The sequence below is a fragment of the Pseudomonas sp. ME-P-057 genome (genome assembly GCF_030208975.1).
Lineage (GTDB): Bacteria > Pseudomonadota > Gammaproteobacteria > Pseudomonadales > Pseudomonadaceae > Aquipseudomonas > Aquipseudomonas lutea.
In genome coordinates, this window is record NZ_JARVSX010000051.1 from 1 (window position 1) to 21,100 (window position 21,100).

Consider the following 21,100-nt stretch of genomic DNA (forward strand, 5'->3'; position numbering starts at 1 on the left):
ACTCGCCGAAGGCGAAACAGTCTGCCCCCAGGCAGACGCCCTTGATCTTGATCTTCAAAATGTTTTCACAAAAAAAACTAACCACTTGGCCCCCTCATTCGTCTTTCAGGTAAGGGCGCACTCACCTGCGTCCATCCACACCACGAGGGTTTAACCATGAGCTTCGACAGCGAAAACACACGCTTCCTGGTCGTCATCAACCACGAAGAACAGTACTCCATCTGGCCCGACTACAAAGCCATCCCCGAAGGCTGGAAAAGCACCGGCGTCGAAGGCGACAAACAAACCTGCCTCAACCACATCGAAACCGTCTGGACCGACATGCGCCCCCTCAGCCTGCGCAAGGCCATGGCCTGAACCCTCCACCATCCCCAGGGAGCGTACAACCCATGAACATGCGCATGCTTGCGCCCGACCGCCTGCGCCTTGAAGCCGGCTTCCCCCTGCGCATCCAGCCCGCCCAGCCCGGGGTCAGTCTGGCCGCCGAATTCGACGCCCTGCGCAACATCGTCGACCAGTCGCTGGAGCGCGACGGCGCCATCCTCTTCAGCGGGTTCAGCAGCGAAGGCGTCGAAGGATTTCAGCGCTTCGCCGCCTCCTTTGGCCACCCGCTGCTCAACTATGAATTCGGCTCCACCCCGCGCAGCCAGGTCGATGGCAAAGGTGTCTACACCTCCACCGAATACCCGGCGCATCGCTCGATCCCGCTGCACAACGAACAGGCCTACACCACCGAATGGCCCATGCGCATCTTCTTCTGCTGCGCCAAAGCCGCTGTCAGCGGAGGCGAGACGCCGATTGCCGACAGCCGTCGCGTGTACCAGCGCATCAGTCCGGCGCTGCGCAAACGCTTTGAAGAAAAGCGCCTGATGTACGTGCGCAACTACGGCAACGGCCTTGACCTGACCTGGCAACAGGTGTTCAACACCGACCGTCACAGCGACGTCGAAGCGTACTGCCGCACCCGTGGCATCCAGTGCGACTGGAACGAAGAAGGCGACCTGCGCACCCGTCAGTTGGTGCAGGGCGTGGCGCAACACCCACGTACCAAAGACTGGGTCTGGTTCAACCAGGCGCACCTGTTTCACCTATCGAATCTGGACGAGGAAATGCAGGAAATCCTCCTCGACACCGTCGGCGAAGAAGGCTTGCCACGTAACGTCTATTACGGCGACGGCAGCCCGCTGGAAGCCGATGCGCTGGCGGAAATTCGCGGCGTGCTCGCTGAGTGCGAGGTGGTCTTTCCCTGGCAGACCGGGGACGTGCTGATGCTCGACAACATGCTCACCGCGCACTCGCGCAAGCCCTTCACAGGCGAACGCAAAGTGGTGGTCGCGATGGCCGAAGGCGTCAGCGGCCACACCTTGCACACGCTCACTTGAGTCCGACATCCATGCCCAAAACCAAGCTTGTTTATATCTGGTCGTTGCGTAACGCAGCCGCCGACAAGGCCGGTCAATACGTCGATTACCACGGCGAGCAGCGCTACATGACTTCGCCGCTGGAGTATCTGGTCAACGCGCTCAACACCACGGCGCTGGGCGACCACTACTCGCTGGAAGCAATCATCTACGACGAAAACCCCGAGTCCGCCCGCGACCGGGAGAGCATCAAGGACTACGGTTTTGCGCCGGGGCAGGGCGCGCACTGGTTCTATCCGGCGGGCCTGACAGTGCAGGGACGCAAGGTGGACGATTTGCTGGAAAATGTGCCGTCGAGCTATCGCGCCCTGCCTTTGGGCGACAGCGCGCGGCCGGCGGGCAAAGCCGATTTTGAGCGCCGGCTGGGCGAGCGGCTACACGCCTTGAAAGCCGATGTGGTGGTGCTGGACGGACTGCTGGTGATCCTCGACGAACTGGTGCGCGAAGGCGCTGATTTCCATCGACGGATTTTCAACGTGCACCCTGGTATCACACGGCTGGAATCGCCATACGAACGGCGCGGCGCCTACGCCACTCTGGACGCGCTGTACGGGGCTCGCGGCAAGAAAGTGGTCAACTGGTCAACGCTGGAGATGATCGACATCCCGGTGGTGGACATGACCGGTGCGTCGTTCCATTACGTCGACAACGGGATCGATTCGGGGGAGGTGGTCTTTGACGTGCTCGACACCCCCATCGCGCCGGACGACACCATCCTTGAATTGCGCTGGAACAACTTCAACAACAGCCTGTTTCCGGCGCTGGAGCAGGGGTTGTGGGTACTGGCACGGCAGCAGTCTCATTGAAGCCATGCGGCTGATCGCACCAGCACAGCGAGTCTCGGCGTGATACCTGCGCTGGCGCCGCTGTTCATCGGTGACTTCGAGCACTACCGCGATGTTCTGGTGCTGCCCGACGATCCCCGTGAGGGCGTGCCTATTCTCACGTTCCTCACCGGCCATTACCTGAACGATGTCCTGACGGGGTTCGGCGCTGCCTACCCCGACAGCGACCCGCGCGGGCTGGCGTCGATCTGGAGCAAGTACTACTTCATCAAACTGATCCCGCCGGTGGTGGCTGCGTCATTGATCCTCGACCATCGTCTGCCGCTGCAACTTGATCGCCTGCAACTGATCCTTGACGAAAGCGGTCTGCCTGCCGCCTTCAAATTACCTCATTCGGGGCAGCGCTGGGCGCCAGCTCCGGTGAACCCTTTCGAGCGCTTCGACGGGCTGCTCAATCATCACCTCAGGCCGTTCATCGAAGCATTGGCCCGCCACGTGCGCCTGTCGCCGAAAGTGCTGTGGAGCAACGCCGGCAACTACTTCGAATGGCTGTTGGGCGTGCTGGCAAACGCGATGCCCCATGCCGATCTCAGTCACGGCCACCAGTTGCTCAACGCCCGACATGTGCCGGACGGCCGCCGCAATCCGCTTTACCAACCGGTGCTTTATTTGAAGGTAGACGGGCAAAGCGAACTGAAGCGCCAACGCCGAGTATGCTGCATCCGCTACCGGGTCGATGGCCTCGACTACTGCAGCAACTGCCCGCTGTCCTGACTGACCGCGTACACATTATGGGACCGGCTTCAGCCGGGAAAGTGTCAGTCTTCACGCCGCAAAAGAGCGTGATGCCACTGGCCTCTTCCCGGCTAAAGCCGGTCCCACAGGGGATAACGCGCACACCGACTGGCACTGGCTAAAACCCCGATTTGTGGGACCGGCTTTAGCCGGGAAGGCGCCAGTCGTCGCGTCGCAAAAGTAAGGGTGATGCCACTGGCCTCTTCCCGGCTAAAGCCGGTCCCACAGGGGATAACGCGCACACCGACTGGCACTGGCTAAAACCCCGATTTGCGGGACCGGCTTCAGCCGGGAAAGCGCCAGTCGTCACGCCGCAAGAATGAGAGTAATGCCACTGGCCTCTTCCCGGCTAAAGCCGGTCCCACAATCACGCCTCACGCCCGGTCAAACCGCTGCGTCCATAAAACGCCACCACCACAAAACACCCCAGCGGCAGCAGGTACGCCAGCGCTGTGGAGAAGTGATCCGCCACCAGTCCCATGAAATAGGGCATCAGCGCGCCGCCCACGATGGCCATGATCAGAAAAGAGCTGCCGCGTTTGGTGTGCGGGCCGAGGTTTTTCACGCCCATGGCGAAGATCGTCGGGAACATGATCGACATGAAGAAGAACACCGCGACCAGCGCCACCACCGACACGCTTTCCACGCCGCTGACCACCACTGCACACAGCGCGACGTTGATCCACGCATAGACCATCAGCAGCCGCTGCGCCGGGATGCGGCCCATCAACCAAGTGCTGAAAAACCGTCCACACATGAAGCAAATCATCGCCACCGACAATAGGTAAGCGGCGGTCTGGCTGGTCATGCTGGCCCAGTGTTCGGTGACGTAGTTGATAAAGAACGCGCCCACGCCCACCTGCGCCGCGACGTAGAAGAACTGTGTGACCACGCCGCCGACGAACTCGCGGTGCTGCCAGAGCGTCTTGCTGTCACTGCGCTGGAGGCTCGACTCCTGCTCGCGCAGGTCGGGCATCGGCGTGCGGGCAAACAGCGCGGCGACCAGCAGCACAATCACGGCGATGACCACGTAGGTGGTCTGCAGCGAACTGTTGTCGCTGCCGGCATTGCTGCCGCCGAAGAACAATGCGCCGCCGAGCAGTGGCCCGACGAACTGCCCCAGGCCGTTGAACGATTGCGCCAGGTTCAGTCGTCGCTCCGCGCCCTTTGGGTCACCCAGCACGGTGGCGTAAGGGTTGGCGGCGGTCTCGAGACAACCCAGGCCCAGCGCAATCACGAACAGCGCAAACAGAAAAAACGGGAAGCTCGCCGCGTTGGCGGCAGGCATGAACAGCAACGCGCCGGCGGCATACAGGCACAGCCCCAGCAGGATGCCGGCCTTATAGCCGAAGCGGTCCATCAGCAGGCCAGCGGGCAAGGCGATGATGAAATACGCGCCGAAGTAGGCGGCCTGCAGCAGCCCGGACTGTGCCCTGCTGACGTGCAGGGTTTCCTGAAAATGCTTGTTCAACACGTCGAGCAGGCCATACGACAGGCCCCATAGAAAGAACAGACTGGTCACCAGCATCAACGCCACCCGTACCGACGGCGCGGCGTGGCGATAGACCGGGGTGTGGATCTTGGTGTCTTTGGTCAACATAACGCTCTCCTTATTGTTGTTGTTAAAGCGTGCAGCGTGATGAAGCGGATGTTCGGTTAACGCCGGGGTTGCATCACTCCGCGAACCTGCAGGAGCGCGCTTGCCCGAGATTGCGGTATGTCAGCCGCCAGTGAGGGTTGAATGTGCCGGCACCATCGCGAGCAATCCCACTCCTGTCATTGAAGTGCTTCAAGGCGGCTGATCTGCCAGGCTGAAAATCTGGGCCATGGGCTGCCATTTATTCCCGGGCTCGGTCCACGGCGTCGGCTTCTGAAACCGCCACATCAACGCCTCCCATTCCTGCACCTTGGGGTGGGCCGCCGATGCCTGATCCATTCCTTCAGAGCTGAACGCCGCGGTGGTGTCCATGACCATGAAAAGCCGCGTGCCCAGTCGCCAGATCTGCATGTCGAGCACGCCCTGACGGCGCAAGTGCTCGGCGATTTCCGGCCAGATGCGCCGGTGCACCCGCTCGTATTCGGCGATCAGCGCCGGGTCATCGGCCAGGTCCAGGGCCATGCACAGACGTTGTCCGCGGATATCATTGGGCAGGTCACTGCGCGTATCGCTGCTCATGTCAGTGCCCGGTCAAGATGCGTATAGCCGCCGTCCACCACCAACCATTGCCCGGTGGTGTGTGAAGCGCGCGAGGAGAGCAGAAACAGCACGCTGTCGGCGATTTCCGTCGGCGTGGTCATGCGCTGGCCGAGCGGGATCTTCTCGACAATCTTTGCCAGCTTGGCCTGTGGGTCTTCAAAGCTGGAAATCCAGCGTTCGTACAGCGGCGTCATGACCTCGGCCGGGATTACCGCGTTGACGCGCACGCCGTCGGCCAGCAACGAAGCGGCCCACTCCCGGGTCAGCGACAGTTGCCCTCCTTTGGATGCGGTGTAGCCGCTGGTGCCGCCCTGGCCGGTGAGGGCGGTTTTCGAGCCGATGTTGACGATGGCGCCTTTGCTGGCTTTCAGCGCATCGACGCACACATGCGCCATGACGTAGTAATGAATAAGGTTCTTCTCCAGCGATTCGACAAACGCGCTACGGCCGGCCTCCAGCCCGACGTTGTCATTGACCCCGGCGTTATTGACCAGCCCGTCGAGGCGCCCGAAGCGTTCGAGCACCTGGCTCACCGCCGCCATGCAAGCGACCTCGTCGCGCAGCTCGACCTGCACGAACAGCGTCTGCGGCTGGCGTCGGTCCAGTTCGGCAGCCAGCTCGGCAGGCAGCGGCTGGTTGGCGAAGATCACCGGTATGGCGCCTTCCTCCGCCAGCCCCAGCGAGATGGCCGCGCCGATCCCCGAGCCGCCGCCGGTCACGATGAACACTTTGTCTTGCAGGTGCAGATTCATGGGCAGTTTCCTTGAAGGCCGTAAAGGCGAAGGGCGGTGCCGCCGCGCAGCGCGTCTTGCTCAGCGGTGGAGAGGCTGCTGATGGCGGTGTCGAAGAGGTGGTGGACCTGGCCGTAACTGCCGGCCAGCTGGCAAACCGGCCAGTCGGAGCCGAACATCAGCCGGTCCGGACCGAACAGCTCGAGGGCCAGGTAGAAATAGGGCAGCAGTTCCACCGCCCGCCAGTGTTGCCAGTCTGCTTCGGTGATCAGGCCGCTCAGCTTGCAGGCAACATGGGGCAGGGCGGCCAGCGGGGCGAGACGGTCAGCCCAGGCGATGGGGTCTTCCAGCGACAGGTCGGGCTTGCCGAGGTGATCGAGGATCAGGTGATGCTGATCGTGACGTCGGCAGAAGTCAGTGGCGGCGTGCAGGTCTTTGTCTTTAACCAGTACGTCGTACGCCAGGCCGTGGCGTTGCAGGTAGTGCATGCCACAGGCGAACGCCGGGTCCTGTAGGAACAGCGAGGGCGCGGGCTCGTCCTGAACAAGATGACGAAACCCCGCCAGTTTCGGCGCGTTTGCCCAGCGGTCCAGCTGCGCGTCAAGGTCATCAGCGCGCAAATCAACCCAGCCCACCACGCCGAGAATCCACGGGTGGGTGGTGGCATGGGCGAGCAGTGCGTCCGTCTCGTCAAGGCTCTGCCGCGCCTGCACGGCAATGCAGCCGTCGACGCCGTGATGGTCCAGCAATGGCTTCAAATCATCCGGCAGGAAATCCCGTTGCAACGGCGCATGGCGCTCGTCAATCCACGGGTAGTCCTGTGGCGTGTAGGTCCAGAAATGCTGGTGAGCATCCACCCGCAAGGGGGATGCCGGAACGCTTGAGTGTCGGGACGACATTGTTGTTGTACTCCGTCCGTTTCATGCCTGACGCAAGTTCCGCAGAGGCGCGAATTTGTAGGAGCCGGCTTGCTGGCGAACCCGATGTGCCAGGCGACTCAGCAGCGTCTGGTCGGACGCATTCGCGGGCAAGCGCGCTCCTACAAGGGTCCGGCGATGTGCTCAGCCTTTGTATGCATACCGCGCCCGCGAAGCGGCCTTCATCTCGATCGAAAAACCCGGCGCGGTGGGCGGCATATACGCCGCGTCGCGGATCACGCACGGGTCGACGAAGTGCTCGTGCAGGTGATCGACAAACTCCACTACGCGGCCCTCATGGGTGCCCGCGATGCACAGAAAATCGATCATCGACAGGTGCTGCACGTACTCGCACAGCCCGACGCCGCCAGCGTGGGGGCACACCGGCAGCTGATATTTGGCGGCCATGAGCATCACTGCCAGCACCTCGTTGACCCCGCCCAGGCGGCAGGCATCGATCTGCACCACGTCAATCGCCTCGCGCATGATCAACTGCTTGAAAACGATGCGGTTCTGGCACATTTCGCCCGTGGCCACCTTCACCGGCCGGACCCCGAAACGAATGGCGCGGTGGCCCTCGACGTCGTCCGGGCTGGTCGGTTCTTCGATGAACCACGGCGCGGCGAAGGCCAGTTCGCGGACCCAGTCAATGGCCTCGTTGACCTCCCAGACCTGATTGGCATCGATCATCAGATGACGGTCCGGACCCAGCACCTCGCGGGCGATGCGCACGCGGCGGATATCGTCCTGCAGGTCGCGGCCGACCTTCAGTTTGATATGGGAAAAACCACCGTCTACCGCCTCCTGACACAGGCGCCGCAGTTTGTCGTCCGGGTAACCCAGCCATCCGGCCGACGTGGTGTAGCAGGGGTAACCGTCCGCCAGCAGCGCCTGCAGCCGCTGCGCCTTGCCCTCGGCGCGCTCGGTCAGCAGCGTCAGGGCCTCGTCCGGCGTGATGCAGTCGGTGATGTAACGAAAGTCGATGCAGCGCACCAGCTGCTCCGGGGTCATCTCGGCCACCAGTTGCCACACCGGTTTGCCCTCTGACTTGGCCCAAAGGTCCCACGCGGCATTGACCACTGCACCGGTGGCCAAGTGAATGGCCCCCTTGTCCGGGCCGATCCAGCGCAGCTGGCTGTCGCTGGTGACGTGACGCCAGAAGCGTCCCATGTCTTCGGCGATCCACTCCAGCTTCAGACCGACCATGATCCCGGCCAACGCGTTGATGGCCGCGCAGCAGATCTCGTTGCCGCGGCCAATGGTGAACGTCAGGCCGTGGCCCTGAAGGGTAGGGTGATCGGTTTCGAGAATGACGTAAGCCGCTGAATAATCGGGGTCCGGGTTCATGGCGTCCGAACCGTCGAGGAACTGCGAGGTGGGGAAACGAATGTCTTCGACGCGTACAGCGGTGATAGTGGTCATGGCGAGTCCCTTTGGCATTGTTATGGGCAGCGCGGCTTACCTGGAATTAGTGAAAAACCTGTCTTCTTCGCACCACATGATCTCAAGCGGGTGAATATCTGCAGGAGTGAGCTTGCTCGCGAAGGCGGTATTCCTGTCCGCAGAGATTCAGCGGATTTACCGGCCTTTTCGCGAGCAAGCTCACTCCCACAAATCATGCGTCGACACCCTCCGGTCTTAAGCGGATGGAGATCTCTGTGGGAGTGAGCTTGCTCGCGAAGGCGGTATCCCTGTCAGCAGAGAGCAGCGGATTTACCGGCCTTTTCGCGAGCAAGCTCACTCCCACAGGTAATGCGTCGACAGCTGTCCGGTTACGCCAGCTGCCTCAGGCGTCGACCGTCAACTGCTCCTGCTCACCCAGCCCTTCGATGCCCAGCCGCATGCGCTGTCCGGCCCGCAGGAACACCGGTTCCGGTTTGATACCCAGGCCCACGCCTGGCGGGGTTCCGGTGGAGATCACGTCGCCCGGTTGCAGGCTCATGAACTGACTCAGGTAGCTCACCAGTTTCGGGATCTGGAAAATCATCGTGCGTGTGTTGCCGTTCTGGTAACGCTTGCCATCCACTTCCAGCCACAGGTTGAGCTGGTGCGGGTCGGCGATTTCGTCGCGGGTCACCAGCCAGGGGCCGATCGGGCCGAAGGTGTCACAGCCTTTGCCCTTGTCCCAGGTGCCGCCGCGCTCGATCTGAAACTCGCGCTCCGACACGTCGTTGATCACGCAGTAGCCGGCCACGTGCTCCAGGGCGTCGGCTTCGTCGATGTAGCGTCCACCCTTGCCGATGACCACACCCAGCTCGACTTCCCAGTCGGTCTTCTTCGAATTGCGCGGGATCTCCACGTTGTCGTTCGGCCCGACAATGGCGCTGGTCCACTTGTTGAAAATGATCGGCTCTTTGGGAATGTCGGCGCCGGTTTCCGCCGCGTGGTCGGCATAGTTCAAGCCGATGCAGATGAACTTGCCGATCTTGCCCACACAAGGGCCGATGCGCGGCGTGCCCTCAACCAGCGGCAAGGTGTTGGGGTCAAGCGACTGCAAATGGGCGATGCTCTCCGGGCTCAGGGCTGTACCGGACAAATCGCCGATCAGGTCGGACAGGTCGCGAATGCCGCCGTTGCTGTCCAGCAGGGCAGGACGTTCTTGACCGGGTTCGCCGTAACGCAACAGTTTCATGGGGTGTCCTCTAGACGTGAAGTCGGGTTTGAGTGGGTACGAAAGGGATGGGCGGGCAGGCTCAGTTGCTCCAGCCGCCGTCGATGATTTGCGCCGTGCCGGTGGTAAAGCTGCTGGCTGGCGAGCCAAGGTACAGCGCCAGTTGAGCAATTTCCTGAGGCGTGCCCAGGCGGCCGATGGGCTGGCGTGCTTCGAACGCCGCGTACACCTCGGCTTCATCACGCCCCTCTCGGGCGGCCTGATCGGCGACACGTTGGCGCAGCGACGGCGATTCCACGGTGCCGGGGCAGATGCAGTTGCAACGGATGTTCTGCCCGACGAAATCGGCGGCCACCGAGCGGGTAATCCCGATGACTGCGGCCTTGCTCGCGCAATAGGCGAAGCGATTGGGCACGCCTTTGATGGCCGAAGCGACCGACGACATGTTGATAATCGAACCGCCACCGTTGGCCAGCATCGCCTGCAGGAAGGCGCGGATCATTTTGTACATGGCGGTGACGTTGAGGTCGAAGGCGAAGCGCCAGTCCTCTTCGGAACATTCGAGGATATTGCCGCTGTGCACCACGCCTGCGCAGTTGAACAGCACGTCCAGCGCGCCCACTTCGGCGGCCAGACGCTCGATGGCGGCGTGGTCGGTGACGTCCAGCACACGTTTGTGTACGCCTTGCAGGTGGTCCAGTGCCGCGCCGTTGATGTCGACGGCGAAGACCTCCGCGCCAGCATTCAGAAATGCCTCGACGCTGGCTTGACCGATGCCTTGGGCGGCGGCAGTGATGAGCACTCGCTTACCGGTGAGGTCCATGGTGATCCCTTGTTGTTATTGTTGAGACGACCCGTCTTGTGGGGTCTGCCGGCCGGCCATCGCGTCGCTTCGTCCGCCGATACGGACTGCACGCAGCCCTTTCGGGTTTGCTATGCTCCGCTCGGTGCAGCGCTCCAATGGTCAGGCCATTGGTCCTGTTTTTAGCACCAGATGCGGACCGCAACAAGGTCAATTTTTGATGTTCTGCCTGTTCCACTGCGTTGAAAAACGCCGAGCCGACCGCCGATGCCAATCCAAGTTATTGATAACCAGCGACTTTATCGCCAGATCGCCGACCAGCTTCGCGCGCTCATCGACAGCGGCGAATTTCCTCCGGGCAGCCGCCTGCCGGCCGAACGTGAGCTGGCCAAAATGTTGGGCGTGAGCCGGGCGTCGGTGCGTGAGGCGATGATTGCGCTGGAAGTGATCGGGCTGGTGGACGTCCGCGTGGGCAACGGCGTGCTGGTGTGCGAGCCGCCGGGGAGGGCGCTGACCGATGAGCCGGTGATGATGCAGGTCACCCGGGATCAGTGGAAGGAAGTCGATCCGGAGTTGGGCATCGAGGTGGATTTCAGCGCGGAAATTCCGCCCTTCGCGTTACTTCAGGCGCGCCGTCTGATCGAGCCGGAAGCTGCCGCGCTGGCGGCGCAGAACGCCAGTGACGAGGACCTCGACGCGATCCGCGAGGCCTTCGAGCGCAATACCCGTGACAACCGCGCGCATTCGCATACCCACCCCGGCGACCGGCTGTTCCATATCCGCATCGCCCAGGCCTCGGGCAATCCGGCCTACGCACTGATGATCAAGCACCTGCTCGGTCACCAGTACGGCAGCATGTTCCAGCGGTTGCAGGCCCACTACACCTCTGACGACATGCCATTCCGTTCGGAGCACGAACACCGCCTGATCCTCGACGCCCTGCAAAACCGTGACGTTGAGGCTGCCCGCAATGCGATGGCCGCGCACCTGGACGAGGTCATCCGCATATTCAGTCGGGGTGGGGTGTAGCGTTGCGAGACGGCCTGCGCAGATATTCCCGTTAACGCAGTACCTGTAGGAGCGCGCTTGCCCGCGAAGGCGGTGTATCAAACGATGCAAAGGTCACAGGCAGATTGCATTCGCGGGCAAGCGCGCTCCTACAGTTGTGCGCGGCCGCGGACTTTATCCATCCGTCGACCGCGACACCTCTTCCCACTCCGCAAACTCGGCTTCGAGTTGTGCCAGCTTCTCCCGAACCATCTTCAGCGCATCACTGCCCAGCAACAAATGCGCGGGCGGGTTTTTGCTGTCGATCAGCTTGAGCATGGCTTCTGCCGCCTTGACCGGATCGCCGGGCTGCTTACCGCTGCGTTCAGCACGCGCCTGGCGCACCGGGTCGAAGCTGGCGTCGTAGTCGGCGATCTGCCGTGGCGAACGTTGCATCGAGCGTCCGGCCCAGTCGGTGCGGAACGACCCCGGCGCCACCGCAGTGACGAACACGTTGAACGGTTTGAGCTCCTTGCCCAGCGACTCGGAGATGCCCTCCAGTGCGAACTTGCTGCCGTGGTAGTAGGAAATCCCCGGCAGCGTCATGAACCCGCCCATCGACGTGACGTTGAGAATGTGCCCGCTGCGCCGCTCGCGAAACAACGGCACGAAGGCTTTCATGATTGCGACTGCGCCAAACACGTTGACGTCGAACTGGCGGCGCAACTCTTCCAGCGGTGACTCTTCAAGAATGCCTTCATGGCCGTAGCCAGCGTTATTCACCAGCACGTCGATGGGCCCAAACGCTTTATCAGTCTCGGCCACCACCCGGTCGATGGCGTCGAAATCGGTCACGTCCAACAGCACGCCGTGGGCGCGACCCGCTGCCTGTGCTTCAAATGCCTGCACGGCTTGGGAGTTGCGCAGGGTTCCGATCACTACATGACCCGCTGCCAACGCCTGTTGCGCCAGCGCCTGCCCGAAGCCGCTGCTGACACCGGTGATGAAAAGAGTTTTGGTTTTGCTCATTGCGCATATCCTCACGAGGCCGAAGCCGTTGATAGAAGACCTCCATCTTAGAAACCTTGCGTGGCAATGCGATGGCCCAGTCCTACGTGATGCTTGCCTGATCCTGCCCCGGTAGCATGCACAACAGCATGGCTTGACCTATGGCTTGGGATTGGCCGTGTTTTTGGTCACCAGTCGCAATCCACTCGCCACACTGCCCACGGCCGCAAAGCCGGCACCGATGCTTAACGCCAGCACCGGCCCGTGGCTGCTGGAAATGCCGAAGCTCAGCGCCACCAGAGCGGCCCCAGTCGCCTGACCGATCAAGCGTGCCGTGGCAATCGTGCCGCTGGCCCCGCTGGAGCGCTCCTTGGGGGCGCTGGTCATCAGCGCTTTCTGGTTCGGCGCCTGAAAGAAGCCGAAGCCAATGCCGCACAGCACCATTCGCGCGGTGATCGAGACCACGCTGGCGTCGGCCGGCATGCTCGCCAGCGACAGCATGCCCAGGCACAACATGGCCAGCCCGATACCGCCCAGCAACCCTGGCGGATACCGGTCGGACATCCGCCCGGCGACCGGCGCGATCATCGCCACCACCACCGACCAGGGCGTCATCAAAAACCCGGTCTGCACCGGGTCGCGACCCAGCGTGGTCTCGAAGAAGAACGGCAGCGAGACAAAGGCCAACCCTTGTGTGGCGAAGGAGCAGAAAGCGGTCAGGGCCGACAGTGCGAACATCGGACGCCTTAGCAGGTCCAGCGGAAACATCGGCGCAGGGTGCCCGGCTTCACGCTTGAGCATCAGCGCGCCGCCCACGAGAAAGATCGCCAGCGCGATCATCACACTGCTCATCGAACCCAGCTGAGCCGCCTGACTCAAGGCGAAAATCAGCGCGCCGAAAGTGATCACGTTGAGCATTGCCGTCAGACGGTCGAAGGGCAGGGAGCCAAGCCGGGTGACAGGCAGGGAGTTCCAGGCAAACGCCAGTGCGAACAGGCCGATGGGCAGGTTGATCGCGAACAGCCATGGCCAGCTCGCCACTGACAGCACCAGCGAGGCAACGGTTGGGCCGATGGAAAACGACGTACCGACCACCAGCGCATTCATGCCTAACCCCCGACCCAGCCGCTCATGGGGAAAGATCGAACCGATCAGCGCCGCGTTGACACTCATGATCGCGCTGGCGCCTACGCCTTGCAGCACGCGGGCGATGATCAGCGAGGGCAACGACCAGGCAAGCGCGCACAGCGCCGAGGACACCACGAACAGAATCAACCCGCCCAGGTACACCCGGCGATGGCCGAGCACACCGCCCAGCGCGGCAAACGGCAATAGGGTCGCCACCGCTGCAAGCTGGTAGGCATTGATGATCCAAACCGAGGCTGCGGGTGACGCGTGTAAATCGGCGGCAATGGCGGGGAGGGCGGTATTGGCGATGGCCGTGTCGAGAGTCGCCAGGGCAATGGAGATCAAAATTGCGGCCATGCCGCGAAATTCACGGGGCGTCAGTTTGTTACCGACGCGGGGAGAATCCTCAATGACGGGCTGGACCATTATCGACAACGCTCTTGGGGTGAACTTCAGGCAGGCCTGCGGGCGCAGGTGCAATTGAGATCTTGCCGTGCTGTTAGCAGGCTACGCAATTCAAAAATGCGCAAGCTGAGCGGAAAGCGGATTGCGCCGGCACACGGTGTGAAACTGCTGGAATGACAACGCCGGCACCCCACTGTAGGAGCCGGCTTGCTGGCGAATGCCATGTGTCGGTCGCCTTTTTCCTGACTGATTCGACACGTTCGCCAGCAAGCCGGCTCCTACGGATGGGCTAGACAATAAATCCGTAACCGGAATTCAGTAGCAAGCCTTAACTGTCAGCCGTATCAATGTCCTTGTCGACCTCACCGGTTTGCCGCGCCGCTTTGGTCGTGTCCGGTGACTCATGCTCATGGGGCTCGAAATCAGGAGTAAAGCTGTTCTTCTCACCCTCCGCAGCACCGTTGTTTTCCTGCGTCTGCGTTGCATCAGGCGCCTGGCCCTGCGACCCGCTTTGCTGCTGTTTCAACGCATCGTTCTGCGCCAGGCTGCTGTCCGGAGTCTCGGGATTGATCGCCGGGTCATTGCGATTGAGGGATGGATCATTGTTCTGGGTAACCATATGCACCTCTTCTGTCATATCCCGTTCTGGGGACTTAACGATTCGAGGGCAACGGCGGGCAAGGGTTCGATCAAAGTGCTGATTGGCATCGTCTGACAGACTGTTATTGTCAGCGCCGGTCAGCGTCATCGGGTTGCCCAGGCGAGTGACGCGAAGCGTCTGGCACTGCATTACCACGCGGAGCGTGGGAACGATCAAAAGGTAGGGGCACACAAAAGCTTCCCGGCTAAAGCCAGTCCCACAGGAGTGCGCGGTTCGTTAGTGGGACCGGCTTTAGCCGGGAAAGCCAGTCGCACAGGTGTGCGCGGTTTCCTAGTGGGACCGGCTTTAGCGGGGAAGCTTTTGATCCGCTTGTGATCCGGTTTTGATCTTCGTACGCAGGAAGTTCAGCCGACACCCATCGCGACTTTGGTGCAGGCCGAACGCAGACGACGCGGAGTGGGTCGAGCCGCATGGATGCGGCGAGAGCGCCGTCAGGACATGGATGTCCGTTCGGCGCGGGCCCACGGAGTGTCGTCGGAGTGAGGGAACCCGACGAAGGAGGGGCCAAACCAGGAGCAAGAGCCCTTGGTTACTTGGGGCTTTATCAAGTAACTCGCCGAAGGCGAAGCAGTCTGCCCCCAGGCAGACGCTCTTGATCTTGATCTCCAAGCCCCAGCGCTGCTGTCAGATAACGGCGAGAATCGCTGCAGTAACAGCCTCGATATTCCCCTTGTTCAACGCCGCCACACAAATCCGCCCCGTATCCAACGCATAAATCCCGAACTCATTGCGCAAGCGATGAACCTGCGGCGTCGTCAGACCCGAATACGAAAACATCCCCCGCTGGCGCGCCACAAAACTGAAATCCTGCCCCGCCGCGTTATTCGCCAGACGCTGCGTCATCTCCTCACGCATCGCACGAATCCGCTGACGCATCTCGCCCAGCTCCTCCTCCCACTTGCCACGCAACTCAGGGCTGTTCAACACCGTCGCAACGATAGTCGCTCCGTGGGTCGGCGGGTTGGAATAGTTCGTGCGGATCACACGCTTGACCTGAGACAAAACGCGAGCCGTTTCCTCTTTCGAATCGGTCACGATCGACAACGCGCCGACCCGCTCGCCGTACAGCGAAAAAGACTTCGAAAATGAGCTCGAAGCGAAGAAAGTCAGGCCGCTGTCGGCAAACAACCGAACCGCCGCCGCGTCTTCCTCGATGCCATCACCGAAGCCCTGATAGGCCATGTCCAGAAACGGCACATGCCCCTTGGCCTTGAGCACCTCAAGCACCTTTTTCCAGTCTTCCAGTGTCAGGTCGACACCGGTCGGGTTATGGCAGCAGGCGTGCAGCACGACGATCGAGCCCGACGGCAGGTTCTGCAGGTCTTCGAGCATGCCGGCGCGGTTCACGTCATGGGTGGCGGCGTCGTAGTAGCGATAGTTCTGCACCGGGAAGCCAGCGGTCTCGAACAGCGCCCGGTGGTTTTCCCAGCTCGGGTCGCTGATCGCCACCACGGCGTCGGGGGACAATTGCTTGAGGAAGTCAGCGCCGATTTTCAGAGCACCCGTGCCGCCGACCGCTTGCACCGTCATCACCCGGCCCGAGGCCAGCAGCGGCGATTCGGCACCGAACAGCAGCGTCTGCACAGCCTTGTCATAGGCGGCGATGCCGTCGATCGGGAGGTAACCGCGTGGCACGTGTTGAGCAACACGATTCTCTTCCGCTTCGACAACGGCGCGCAGCAGCGGAATTTTCCCTTCTTCGTTGCTGTAAACGCCCACACCCAGGTTGACCTTGGTCGTGCGGGTATCGGCGTTGAATGCTTCGTTGAGGCCCAGGATAGGATCGCGTGGTGCCATTTCGACAGCGGAGAACAGGCTCATTGTGCGGGGGCTCTGAGTGAGGAGTGAATGGGTCGCGTCGCTCCAGCCGGTTGCACTAGAGCGGTGCACAAACGGGGAGCTAGTATAGAGACCCACGCCGGTGCGGGCGACAGGCCGGGGGTGGTTTTTCAGGGTTTTCGGGAAAAATTTTCGACCGTTAGTCCTGTGCCGCGGACTAATCTGCCATGGCGGCTTGAAAGGCGGGGAGGTCGACTCCATTTGTAGTCCCATCACTTTCTCTTATGTACGTCTTTTCCGTGAAGGGATCAGTCGTCCGTGCTCAATTGCGTTGCTGCAGGACTTGTCCCGCGTGTCTGGTCCGACAGCAGCCCGTCCAGAGGTACGTTATGTCCGAGTTTCAACTCGTTACCCGTTTTGAGCCGGCCGGTGATCAACCGGAGGCGATTCGTCAGTTGGTCGAAGGCATCGACGCCGGGCTGTCGCACCAGACGCTGCTGGGTGTGACCGGGTCGGGCAAAACCTTCAGCATCGCCAACGTGATCCAGCAAGTGCAGCGCCCGACCCTCGTGCTGGCGCCGAACAAGACCCTGGCCGCCCAGCTGTATGGCGAGTTCAAGGCCTTCTTCCCCAACAACTCCGTCGAGTACTTCGTTTCCTACTACGACTACTACCAGCCGGAAGCCTACGTGCCGTCGTCCGACACCTTCATCGAGAAGGATGCATCGATCAACGACCACATCGAGCAGATGCGCCTGTCGGCGACCAAAGCGCTGCTGGAGCGCAAGGACTCGATCATCGTCACCACGGTGTCGTGCATTTACGGCCTGGGCAGCCCGGAAACGTATCTGCGCATGGTGCTGCACGTCGATCGCGGCGACAAACTCGACCAGCGCGCGCTGCTGCGTCGCCTGGCCGATCTGCAATACACCCGCAACGACATGGATTTCGCCCGGGCAACGTTCCGGGTGCGCGGCGATGTGATTGATATCTTCCCGGCAGAATCGGACCTCGAAGCCATCCGCATCGAGCTGTTCGACGACGAAGTGGAAAGCCTCTCGGCGTTCGATCCGCTGACCGGTGAAGTCATCCGCAAGCTTCCGCGCTTCACGTTCTACCCGAAAAGCCACTATGTAACGCCGCGCGAAACCCTGCTCGACGCGATGGAAGGCATCAAGGCCGAGCTCAACGAGCGCCTCGAATACCTGCGTGGCGCCAACAAGCTGGTGGAAGCGCAACGCCTGGAACAACGCACCCGCTTCGACCTGGAGATGATCCTGGAGCTGGGCTACTGCAACGGCATCGAAAACTACTCGCGCTACCTGTCGGGCCGTCCTTCCGGGGCGCCGCCGCCGACGCTGTACGACTACCTGCCCGCCGACGCGCTGTTGGTGATCGACGAATCCCACGTCAGCGTGCCGCAGGTCGGCGCCATGTATAAGGGCGACCGCTCGCGTAAAGAAACGCTGGTGGAGTACGGCTTCCGCCTGCCGTCGGCGCTGGACAACCGGCCGATGCGTTTCGACGAGTGGGAAAACGTCAGCCCGCAGACCATCTTCGTATCGGCGACGCCGGGCCCCTATGAGGCCGAGCACGCTGGACGTGTGGTCGAGCAGGTCGTGCGGCCCACAGGCCTGGTCGATCCGCAGATCGAGATCCGCCCGGCGTTGACTCAGGTGGACGACCTGCTTTCCGAAATCCACAAGCGCGTGGCGATCGAGGAACGGGTGCTGGTGACTACGCTGACCAAGCGCATGTCCGAAGATTTGACCGATTACTTGGCCGACCACGGCGTGCGCGTGCGTTACCTGCACTCGGACATCGACACCGTCGAACGCGTCGAGATCATCCGCGACCTGCGCCTGGGCACCTTTGATGTGCTGGTGGGGATCAACCTGCTGCGCGAAGGCCTGGACATGCCGGAAGTCTCGCTGGTGGCGATCCTTGATGCCGACAAGGAAGGCTTTCTGCGCTCCGAGCGCTCGCTGATCCAGACCATCGGCCGTGCTGCGCGAAACCTCAACGGCCGCGCGATCCTCTACGCCGACCGTATCACCGGCTCCATGGAACGTGCGATTGAAGAGACCGATCGTCGCCGCGAGAAACAGATCGCGTTCAACCTGGCCAATGGCATCACGCCGAAAAGCGTGATCAAGGACGTTGCCGACATCATGGAAGGCGCGACCGTCCCTGGCTCGCGCAGCAAGAAGCGCAAGGGCATGGCCAAGGCCGCCGAGGAGAACGCCAAGTACGAAGCCGAACTGCGCTCGCCGAGCGAGATCACCAAGCGCATCCGTCAACTGGAGGAGAAGATGTACCAGTTGGCGCGCGACCTGGAGTTCGAAGCCGCGGCGCAGATGCGCGACGAAATTGGCAAGCTGCGGGAGCGGTTGCTGGCGGTTTAACAGCAGTGGTGAAGATAGTTGCCCCTTGCCCGCATTAGCGTGATGTGGGGAAGGGTGCGGCTACCGTCGATGCGGGCTGGGGGTTCGTGGTGGCTGGCGGCCTAGACGTACAGGCTGCTCAGGGTGATGCGCTGTTGTTGCAGCAGGCGCAGGCCGTCCCATGTTAAAACCGTTCGGCCCAGCAATTGGCCTTGTTGGTCGTGTTCGCGTTTGCCGATGCGTCGGCCCAGTGGGTCGTAGTTCATGCGCACGACGTGGCCGTTCGGGTTGCGCACTTCGATGAGGCGGCTGTCGGCATCGTCGGCAAACCGTTGGGTGCCGTGCCGGGCACTGCGTTTTTTGATCATCCGCCCGAAGCCGTATTAGCCCCACCAACCGCCCCCGGCATACACCCACCGATCCCGCCGATCGCAACAGCAATCCTCGCCACCGCCACCGCCACCGCAGTAATGGCCCCTTTAGCCGCAACCTCAAGCACACCTCCGAGGATGTCGGCCATCATCGAAGTGTGAGACAGGGCGTCTCCAAGGCGGGCTGCGTTGAGAGGCTGACATGCGAAAATCTAGAATGCATCAGCGAGATACAGGTGACATTCATCCTCTGAGATGAATATCACCTGTCGGACGTCTTTTTTGAAGCAGGGAGAGATGAGGAGAGGTCGCAGGTCTTCATCGGCAATCGCAGTGTGTAAAAAAACCACCAAGTTTGATCGTTCGGCAAGCACAACCCTGCCCTTGAAAATCAGCGTTTTGCCTTTGTGCGCGACTAGGTTATTGGCAACGTAGTACCACTCAGCCGAGAGCCAATGTTCGACATCCTTAATGCTGTCGAGTGTTTCTACATGTATTGCTTCAGTGCTCAGCTTACGCATTTCAAAAAAAACGGCGGCTTCGTCTGCGTTTTCCGGAAGCTCTTTTTCGTTCAAACCTTTGAAAAGGTATTTATTCTTCATTCAATTCGGTATGTCATAGAAAATATGACCGTCCGCTCCGTTGTTGTACTACTTAAGTCGAGTAGACAGGCTGTTGCCAATGTCCTCGCACAACGAACTTAGCCCGTTGTCGGCGCCCGTTTTGATCATCGCAACGCCGACTATCACTCCCACTACCGCGCCTGACACACATACCCCGACGGTGCCGGTCGCCTTCGTAATGCCTTCCCGCCACCACGGCAGCCGTCGCCAGGGCAGTGATTGTCACGTTAGCCGCAACCTCAAGTACACCGCCGAGGATGTCAGCTATCATAGACGTGTGGGAAAGAGCGTCGCTCAGGAGGTCCGGGTAGACGAAGTTGGACATATAAAAGCATTAAATTGGTAGTTTTCATATGTCTGAACCAACGTCAGAAGGGCAAACCTCCTCTAATAGCTCTCATTTTTTGAATATCTGCGCCTTGTTTGTTCAAGTATTGCAGTGCGTCTTCTAATTTCGGGAATGTCAGTACCTCTTCTTCCGCGTAGTCCTCAAATACATCGAACTTAGATTCATCGATCATCAAAAAGTAAGTTGAGTAGACCCCCTTCTCTTTTTTTATTGCGTATTGGAATAGATACTTGATTGAGTTGATCAGGCGGACCTCGTCATACCCTCTCCGTTTGCCTGCTTCCAGAGCTTTGACCAAGTGCTCCATGGGGTGTCCTCAGCCGGTAATGTCGATGCGAACCATCGTTCCATCTGCGCGCTTGATGTTGATGTGAGGGAACTCGCCGTGTCCTGTTCCTTTAGGATCGTCATGTCCGAAAACACGACCGGTAGCTTTGTCTATTGGATAATCCTTTCTATAGCGGACTTTGCCGTCTTTCTTCTTGAACTGCTCCATCTTGTATTTTTTCCTGATTCCCGTTGCATCCTGTGGCCCAATACCCCGTACCTTCTGGGCGCCTGGGAATGCTTCCGTCACCAACTCGTGGGCTTCGGCCTTGGATTTCACGCTGACTGTTGTTTTCTGGGGACCATTACGTAGAGCGTTTACATTCTTGCCGCAAGCCGCCAAGCCCAGCGGATCGATCCATTCAATAGGATTCGGCGCGTACTGATAGAGATTAATCCCACCCGCCAGCCCAATCGGGTCCGGCGTCGTAAACCTTCCCACATCCGGGTCATAAAACCTGAAGGTGTTGTAGTGCAGTCCGGTCTCGCGATCAAGGTATTGGCCTTGAAATCTGAGATTCTGTTCCTCGATGAAGTACGGCTCGCGGACCTCTTCGGCGGTGTTTCCCCAGACCTGATAACGCGCGTGCCACACGACATGGCCGTCAGATTCGGTCAGTTGTTCGGGCAGGCCGTTAAGGTCGTTATGGTAGTAGCGAATTTTTTGCAGGGCGCCGCTTCCGTCGATGCGGGCAAGGGGCTCGTGGCTGCCGTCGGCGTACACATACAGGCTGGCCAAGCTGTTGCGCTGCTCGTGCAGCAGACGCAGGCCGTCCCAGGTGAAGACCGTTTCGCCGAGCAATTGGCCGTGTTGATCGT

The 21,100-nt window shown here is 60.9% G+C and carries 20 protein-coding genes and 2 pseudogenes; 6 read left to right on the forward strand and 16 right to left on the reverse strand.

Annotated features, from left to right (window positions below; genetic code table 11):
* Nucleotides 1-156: 156 nt before the first annotated feature.
* Genes QRN48_RS24280 through fhuF form a run of 4 tightly spaced genes read left to right on the forward strand, consistent with a single transcriptional unit; the run spans nt 157 to nt 2,980 of the window.
* Nucleotides 157-357, forward strand: coding sequence for an MbtH family protein (locus QRN48_RS24280; RefSeq protein WP_037009299.1), 201 nt, complete (start codon nt 157-159; stop codon nt 355-357).
* 32 nt (nt 358-389) lie between these two features.
* On the forward strand, nt 390-1,382 hold the full coding sequence (locus tag QRN48_RS24285) for a TauD/TfdA family dioxygenase (protein WP_285353878.1): 993 nt from the start codon (nt 390-392) through the stop codon (nt 1,380-1,382).
* Nucleotides 1,383-1,393: 11 nt separating this feature from the next.
* Nucleotides 1,394-2,227, forward strand: a complete 834-nt coding sequence (locus tag QRN48_RS24290) for a N(5)-hydroxyornithine transformylase PvdF (protein WP_285353880.1) — start codon at nt 1,394-1,396, stop codon at nt 2,225-2,227.
* A 39-nt stretch (nt 2,228-2,266) separates the two neighbouring features.
* Entirely contained in the window at nt 2,267-2,980 is a 714-nt protein-coding gene (gene fhuF, locus QRN48_RS24295; RefSeq protein WP_285353882.1) for a siderophore-iron reductase FhuF, read from the forward strand.
* 388 nt (nt 2,981-3,368) lie between these two features.
* Here the strand turns inward: fhuF and QRN48_RS24300 are convergent, their stop codons facing one another.
* From QRN48_RS24300 to QRN48_RS24330, 7 genes are all read right to left on the reverse strand, one after another.
* Nucleotides 3,369-4,601, reverse strand: a complete 1,233-nt coding sequence (locus QRN48_RS24300; protein ID WP_285353884.1) for a sugar MFS transporter — start codon at nt 4,599-4,601, stop codon at nt 3,369-3,371.
* 189 nt (nt 4,602-4,790) lie between these two features.
* The gene (locus QRN48_RS24305) at nt 4,791-5,177 is read right to left on the reverse strand and encodes an L-rhamnose mutarotase (protein ID WP_285353886.1); all 387 of its coding nucleotides are present in this window, start codon (nt 5,175-5,177) and stop codon (nt 4,791-4,793) included.
* Complete coding sequence (locus QRN48_RS24310; RefSeq protein ID WP_191945200.1) at nt 5,174-5,950, reverse strand: L-fucose dehydrogenase; 777 nt, start codon at nt 5,948-5,950, stop codon at nt 5,174-5,176. Before QRN48_RS24310 ends, QRN48_RS24305 begins: the two co-directional genes overlap by 4 nt.
* A complete protein-coding gene (locus tag QRN48_RS24315; protein WP_285353889.1) occupies nt 5,947-6,828 on the reverse strand; it encodes an amidohydrolase family protein in 882 nt (293 codons plus the stop codon). The genes QRN48_RS24310 and QRN48_RS24315 overlap by 4 nt, the downstream gene beginning before the upstream one ends.
* A gap of 162 nt (nt 6,829-6,990) precedes the next feature.
* Nucleotides 6,991-8,268 (reverse strand): L-fuconate dehydratase, encoded by a 1,278-nt coding sequence (locus tag QRN48_RS24320; protein ID WP_285353891.1) that lies wholly within the window; start codon nt 8,266-8,268, stop codon nt 6,991-6,993.
* A gap of 364 nt (nt 8,269-8,632) precedes the next feature.
* The gene (locus QRN48_RS24325; protein WP_037009313.1) at nt 8,633-9,478 is read right to left on the reverse strand and encodes an ureidoglycolate lyase; all 846 of its coding nucleotides are present in this window, start codon (nt 9,476-9,478) and stop codon (nt 8,633-8,635) included.
* Between the two features lie 61 nt (nt 9,479-9,539).
* Entirely contained in the window at nt 9,540-10,280 is a 741-nt protein-coding gene (locus tag QRN48_RS24330; protein ID WP_285353893.1) for an SDR family oxidoreductase, read from the reverse strand.
* 246 nt (nt 10,281-10,526) lie between these two features.
* Between QRN48_RS24330 and QRN48_RS24335 the strand changes: the two genes are divergently transcribed.
* Complete coding sequence (locus tag QRN48_RS24335) at nt 10,527-11,288, forward strand: FadR/GntR family transcriptional regulator (protein ID WP_285353894.1); 762 nt, start codon at nt 10,527-10,529, stop codon at nt 11,286-11,288.
* A 153-nt stretch (nt 11,289-11,441) separates the two neighbouring features.
* On the opposite strand, the gene QRN48_RS24340 is transcribed toward QRN48_RS24335, so the two are convergent.
* The 4 genes from QRN48_RS24340 to QRN48_RS24355 all read right to left on the reverse strand — a co-directional run bounded on the left by QRN48_RS24340 (nt 11,442) and on the right by QRN48_RS24355 (nt 16,269).
* Entirely contained in the window at nt 11,442-12,275 is an 834-nt protein-coding gene (locus QRN48_RS24340; RefSeq protein WP_285353896.1) for an oxidoreductase, read from the reverse strand.
* Between the two features lie 138 nt (nt 12,276-12,413).
* On the reverse strand, nt 12,414-13,739 hold the full coding sequence (locus QRN48_RS24345; protein WP_285353898.1) for an MFS transporter: 1,326 nt from the start codon (nt 13,737-13,739) through the stop codon (nt 12,414-12,416).
* A 376-nt stretch (nt 13,740-14,115) separates the two neighbouring features.
* Nucleotides 14,116-14,535, reverse strand: coding sequence for a hypothetical protein (locus QRN48_RS24350; RefSeq protein ID WP_152597569.1), 420 nt, complete (start codon nt 14,533-14,535; stop codon nt 14,116-14,118).
* A 537-nt stretch (nt 14,536-15,072) separates the two neighbouring features.
* Nucleotides 15,073-16,269, reverse strand: a complete 1,197-nt coding sequence (locus QRN48_RS24355; protein ID WP_285353901.1) for an amino acid aminotransferase — start codon at nt 16,267-16,269, stop codon at nt 15,073-15,075.
* A 347-nt stretch (nt 16,270-16,616) separates the two neighbouring features.
* Between QRN48_RS24355 and uvrB the strand changes: the two genes are divergently transcribed.
* Nucleotides 16,617-18,632: an excinuclease ABC subunit UvrB gene (gene uvrB / locus QRN48_RS24360; protein ID WP_037009325.1), complete on the forward strand. Its 2,016-nt coding sequence runs from the start codon at nt 16,617-16,619 to the stop codon at nt 18,630-18,632.
* 104 nt (nt 18,633-18,736) lie between these two features.
* On the opposite strand, the pseudogene QRN48_RS24365 reads toward uvrB, so the two are convergent.
* The 5 genes and pseudogenes from QRN48_RS24365 to QRN48_RS24385 form a co-directional block, all read right to left on the reverse strand.
* A pseudogene (locus QRN48_RS24365) lies at nt 18,737-18,988 on the reverse strand (hypothetical protein); the annotation flags it as partial.
* 206 nt (nt 18,989-19,194) lie between these two features.
* The gene (locus tag QRN48_RS24370) at nt 19,195-19,584 is read right to left on the reverse strand and encodes a hypothetical protein (RefSeq protein WP_285353903.1); all 390 of its coding nucleotides are present in this window, start codon (nt 19,582-19,584) and stop codon (nt 19,195-19,197) included.
* Nucleotides 19,585-19,650: 66 nt separating this feature from the next.
* A pseudogene (locus QRN48_RS24375) lies at nt 19,651-19,930 on the reverse strand (hypothetical protein); the annotation flags it as partial.
* Nucleotides 19,931-19,973: 43 nt separating this feature from the next.
* Nucleotides 19,974-20,261 carry a hypothetical protein gene (locus tag QRN48_RS24380; protein WP_037009328.1) on the reverse strand — a complete coding sequence of 96 codons (288 nt, stop codon included), beginning with the start codon at nt 20,259-20,261 and terminating at the stop codon, nt 19,974-19,976.
* Nucleotides 20,262-20,270: 9 nt separating this feature from the next.
* Nucleotides 20,271-21,100, reverse strand: an 830-nt coding sequence (locus QRN48_RS24385; RefSeq protein WP_285353906.1) for an RHS repeat domain-containing protein, incomplete at its 5' end; no start/stop codon positions are given.